The 3,772-nt window shown below is 68.6% G+C and carries 3 protein-coding genes and 1 pseudogene; 1 reads left to right on the plus strand and 3 read right to left on the minus strand.

Features of this window, described 5'->3' with window-relative positions; all coding sequences use genetic code 11:
- Positions 1-476: 476 nt before the first annotated feature.
- Positions 477-1,529, plus strand: a complete 1,053-nt coding sequence (locus CM1CMNOD_RS04750; protein ID WP_013872526.1) for a methyltransferase domain-containing protein — start codon at positions 477-479, stop codon at positions 1,527-1,529.
- A 287-nt stretch (positions 1,530-1,816) separates the two neighbouring features.
- Here the strand turns inward: CM1CMNOD_RS04750 and CM1CMNOD_RS22220 are convergent, their stop codons facing one another.
- The 3 genes and pseudogenes from CM1CMNOD_RS22220 to CM1CMNOD_RS04770 all read right to left on the minus strand — a co-directional run.
- Complete coding sequence (locus CM1CMNOD_RS22220; protein WP_131772202.1) at positions 1,817-1,999, minus strand: right-handed parallel beta-helix repeat-containing protein; 183 nt, start codon at positions 1,997-1,999, stop codon at positions 1,817-1,819.
- 797 nt (positions 2,000-2,796) lie between these two features.
- Positions 2,797-3,207 carry an RCC1 domain-containing protein gene (locus CM1CMNOD_RS04765; RefSeq protein WP_013872528.1) on the minus strand — a complete coding sequence of 137 codons (411 nt, stop codon included), beginning with the start codon at positions 3,205-3,207 and terminating at the stop codon, positions 2,797-2,799.
- 341 nt (positions 3,208-3,548) lie between these two features.
- Positions 3,549-3,772: pseudogene (locus CM1CMNOD_RS04770) on the minus strand (hypothetical protein); the annotation flags it as partial.

Consider the following 3,772-nt stretch of genomic DNA (forward strand, 5'->3'; position numbering starts at 1 on the left):
CCCCTGGAGGCTACGAGAGCCCCCGCCCATCCCGTCGTCAGCCGCGGGTAGAAAACCGCTGCTACACGGAACGTGGCGTAGATCTGTTCGGCGGTTTCGGGGGCGGCCAAGGCGGTGCGGTACAGGTAGGCGCGCCGTAGCCGGCTACGCGGGTTCCCCAGTGCTCCCAGCGGCAGGGTCCGGCGGGCACGTCGGTGTCCGGAGACGAGGAGGCCGCCGCGAACCGCCGCGATCTCATCGGGCTTGCCGCCGCGTCGCGCGGCACACCCGGAGAAACAGGGGCGTCAACTCGGGCCCGACAGGCCGCCGCCAATTTTCTCTACGGTTGTTCAAGGAGATTCCGTGGGAGGCCGGGTAAAAGTTGGAAAACACAGGAAGAAGCTGGAGTGTTCGGCGTGCGATGGTTCGGGTAAAATCATCGTTGTCATTGACGGAAAGCGGGAGCAAAAACCCTGTCAGATATGTAGGGGAACCGGATGGCTGTGAGACGCGCGGCGTTCGTTCCGGACACGATCTGGGTCGACGGCCCCGATGGATGGATGGTCCCGCTACGCCGGGATGACGACCCTGAAACCTGGTCGGCACTGGCAGAGAGTAGCGATCCTGTAGCAATCCAGGTCGACGACGGCGAGCGCCCCGACAAGGGCATCCTCCCCACGAGTTCCAACACCGCGGCCTGGCTCGTCGACCGGATGCTCACCCTCCTGAACGTGCGGGAGGGGATGGACGTCCTCGAAATCGGGACCGGTACCGGCTACAATGCCGCGCTGCTCGCCGAGCGAACCCGCACCGGACGCGTCACGACGATAGAAATTGATCCCACGATCGCCGGCCACGCCCGACAGGCTCTGCGCAGGAACAACTATCCGGTCACAGTGATCATCGGTGACGGTATCCTCGGATACCCCGAGCGGGCACCGTATGACCGAATCATCGCCACTGCCGCCGCGGCCACCATCCCCTACGCCTGGGTCGAACAGACACGGCCCGCCGGCCGGATACTGCTCCCTCTCGCAGCCACCTTCCACCACGGGGCGCTCCTCGCCGTCACCGTCCACGGTGACGGCACCGCACACGGCCGATTCCATGGCGAGGCGCCCTTCATACGACTCCGCAACCACCGTCCCACCAGGTTCCACCGACAAACAGCCGACGGCGCGCGGGTGACGACGACTCAGCTGTACCCGCGACAACCATTCACCGATTTCGACGCCGGATTCGCCATCGGCACCCGGCTTCCCGACTGCATCACGGGGCAACGAGGCGACGATGACACCGCGACACTCCTCCTGTCACACCCCGCCTCCCGATCCTGGGCATCCCTCACTCCCGGAACCACCGCCCACGAGGTAAGGCAGTACGGCCCCCGCCGCCTCTGGGACGACCTTGAGACCGCCTACCGATGGTGGACCGACGCCGGACGGCCCGATCACACCCGCATCGGTATTACCGTCACCCCCGAAGGGCAGACGTTCTGGCTCGACACCCCGGAACACCCCCTCCCCGCCATTCAGGGACCGGCCGTCTGACCGGGGCGGACGCACCGAAGAAAGATCGCCGCCAAAGTCCTGCACGGGTTCGAGGGCGCCCCTCCAGACCGCCGCGGGGACCGCGCCGCACCCGCCGCGCCCGGGAACGAGACCCAGCAGGGACCGCCACGCGAGGCCTACGCGTGGCGCTGGCACGCCGTGCTCGACGGTACGTCGGCCCCCCGGCCACCCATCCTGGCGAGTCGGCGCGTTGTATCCCCGCCCAGCCTGAAGGCTGCCCTGAACAATCCTGTTCCGCAGGCACGCTCGCGGCCTGCGCGAGACTCTCACCGGCGGATCATTTTTGTCCTATCGGCGCCCGACACGTTCCAATCGGCTTTCCGGTTACCGCTGATCTCGTTGTTCTCGAACAGCCCCGCACCGTTGTCGTAGACGAATACGCCGCGGCCGGATGTGTGGTGGATGCGGCAGCGGCGGACCCGAGGGCCAGCATCGCCCTGGACGGCCACACCAAAAACATGGCGGGGCCGAATGGCCGTAGTGACGTCTCGACAGGATGATCGTGATGGCGTCGGGGGGCTGTTTCCGCCGCTTTCCCGCCGTTCCGGGCCGCTGGAGCTGGTCCGCCGGGTCACCGTCACCCGGGCCGCGGGGAGATCCGCCCGCTGCTGGCGGCACGGGCTTCGCCGTGGCGGGCCGGCCCGAGACAAGGCCGCGCACCCTGGCGGACGTGTTCGCCTACGCCGCGGCTGGAGGTGAGCGGCTCCGGACGGGCGGGACCGAGGTGCAGGTACGCCGTCCCCGGGCAGGGCGCCCGGGCCGCAGCGCGTTCGTGCTCGGGAAGAGGAGACAGAACACCGCGAAGACGACCGGTATCAGCGACGGGCCGGGCCGCCCCCTGTGGTCCGGGGCGGCCCGGCCGCATGCACGACCGGACCGCGATGCGCAGCGAGGGCATCGCCGAACAGTTCCGCTGACACCCGCAGGCCCAGGCAGACGTCGACGAGGGCTGCCTCGGGTACTACTCCGAGGCGCATGCCGCTACTGCTGGGATGGTCTCCGGCCGTGTGGCCCGCAGACCGACCCGACGCCGGGCGAGTTCGGTACTCGTCCGGCGTCGGCAGGCCATCTGCTGATCATCCATCAGCCGGCGCGCCAGGGGCGGGAAACCAGGGAACGACGAGCGGTGGGCACACTGGCGGCCACCCCGGTCACCCGCACCCGGTTGCCGAGTGCCCCGGGCAGCCCGATCCACGCAGGCTGCCCGGGGCAGGGCCGTCGGTGGCCCGGCTAGCTGATCCTTTCTTTACTTCACGAGCGCATACCCGCTGACCCCGCCGCCGGCGATCGCGGTGACACGGTCCAGGCTCACGACCGGCACCGGCGTTGTCCGGTTGGTGGTGGTGCCGTCACCCAACTGGCCGGAGCTGTTGCGGCCCCAGGCCCGCACGGTGCCGTCCCGGCGCAGCGCATACCCGCTGGCCCCGCCGCCGGCGATCGCGGTGACACGGTCCAGGCTCACGACCGGCACCGGCGTTGTCCGGTTGGTGGTGGTGCCGTCACCCAACTGGCCGAAGTTGTTGTCGCCCCAGGCCCGCACGGTGCCGGTTTTCAGGGACCCGCCCGGGGAGGCCAGGGCCGCTGCTGGCAGGAACATCACCCCGACCGCGGCCATCACCGCCGCCCACACCCTGAGTCGCCATCGTCGCTCAGACATTCCCACTCCTCGAATCGGTGGATGTCGCCACCCACATCCGAACATCACGTATAGCGACGATATTGTTCCATGGAGTGCCTACGCGGCCACCCATTGTTATGGAAGAGTGTTCGTGTCACCGTGTCTTGACGTTGAAGAGTGTTCGTGTCGCGATGTGTGAGCACCGCTGTGGGCGTGATGACAGCGCCAGGGGCAGAGCCATGACGGCGACGCACCAGGACGGATAGCCACATCCGACAGTCCAGCGCCCCATCCGCACGCGAACGCAAGCGGCAGAGGACGAGGCGCGTGACCTTCGAGTGCCAGAGGGACGCGTAGGTGGCCTCCGCCGCGAGCGTCGATCACCAGGTGGTCGTGTCCGCGTCCGTGCTGGCGAGACCCAGACAGATCTGCACACCGGCCGGCAGTACGGGCGCCGGCCGCAGGATGACCAGGGCCGAGCCCGGCTGGGCCAGCTCGACGCTCGCAGGCTCAGCCGGATGGGCCATCGACAGGCCGCTGAAACGCGACCCGGCACCACCGGACCGGCGACTGTCCGGGATCACTCCAGGCCACGATCCCGGAC

Origin of the sequence: Protofrankia symbiont of Coriaria myrtifolia (assembly GCF_900634755.1) — a bacterium.
Lineage (GTDB): Bacteria > Actinomycetota > Actinomycetes > Frankiales > Frankiaceae > Protofrankia > Protofrankia coriariae.